The organism is Paenibacillus popilliae ATCC 14706, assembly GCF_000315235.1.
Lineage (GTDB): Bacteria > Bacillota > Bacilli > Paenibacillales > Paenibacillaceae > Paenibacillus_B > Paenibacillus_B popilliae.
Window position 1 is genome coordinate 1 of the sequence record NZ_BALG01000376.1, and the last position, 1,296, is coordinate 1,296.

General features: G+C 41.2%; 1 pseudogene. It reads left to right on the plus strand.

The features are described from left to right. Positions 1–359 (plus strand): annotated as a pseudogene (locus PPOP_RS25495) (hypothetical protein); the annotation flags it as partial. Between the last annotated feature and the right edge of the window lie 937 nt (positions 360–1,296).

A 1,296-nucleotide genomic window follows, 5' to 3' on the forward strand; every position in this document is an offset into this window, starting at 1 on the left:
GGGGTGAGCTGCTTGAGGGAAAACCTCACGAGCAGTTCTTATGGGGAGGGGCTGGAAACGGGCCTACAGCACCGCGCCAGTCCTTTACCCGACAGGTCTTTTTCCGCTGGATCAAGCAACATGTAAACGTTCCTACGTTGTTCGGTACGACTGAAAATGCCGTATATGGACAGCTATTTGGAGCCTTGATTACCTATGTTCTTCTCAAATGGCTGTATGATGTTACGAACACCGGCTTGCCTCGGCATGCCGTTCTTTCGTTTGCCCGGTTTGCCCGATTAGTTGTTTTCTGTTCGCTTTCCGTTGAGTGGCAGTTACGGATTCATTGTATTCTATTAGGAGAATCGCGATTATTTTGATATGGAGTAATTTGGTTAATCAACAGGCCTGAGACAAACTATGAATAAACTACACAAAGGACGAAACACCTTCTGAGTGCTATCTTTTTTTTGTATTTATATCACACAAAATGGGTAACTCGTAAAAAAGTGCTTGTATTTCGCAAAACACATGGTAAAATATAGATGGTTGAAAATTGCATTGCCGAAGGGAGGTGAAACTATGAATACCGTTGCTGCGAAGCCACAGCGCTTGGGGAGCTAATTTAGTGTACAGTGCTATCGGCAGAAGAAAGAAATGGGCCTATCGAAGCTGCAAGAAGCGGTTGGCCTTGATAAAGGCAGCCTGTAAAGAATTGAAAACAGCGAAATCTTACGCCCCCTGATTTTAACATCATAACAATCCATTGCTGCTGTATATTGTTAGACATCCCCGGTGACGACATCGTAGAACAGTACATCGAAATAAGACATAAATCACATGAATTTACTCGTTTTTGCAAAAAACACTCGAAAAATGAAGACAGCTTAGACTTGGTAGAAAAGCTTGATCAGATAGCATTCACCGTAATATATGAACCCATTCAACTATCTTTGTATAACCTCATCATTGGACTACTCACGTTCCTACGGAATTATGCCCTATACTGCCAAAAGGATTTTACCAAAAGTACAGGATTGAACGAAATGATTTCAGCAGATTTTTTTAAGCGATAAAGAACGAATACTGCTGCACTATGGACTGAGCGTTCACGCTTATAGTCTTATGTACTATCACGATGCTATAGGGCTGGAAAATTATTATGGAAACTTACGTAGCAGCACAACGATCAGACATCCTGCAAAGTACTGGGAAAAGACCCGAAATTGTCTTTAGAAAATACGGTACGAAAAGGAGAAGAGAACATGAAAAAATTTATAGCCTTGATGTTATTGATTGCTCTTTCATTTACAAGCC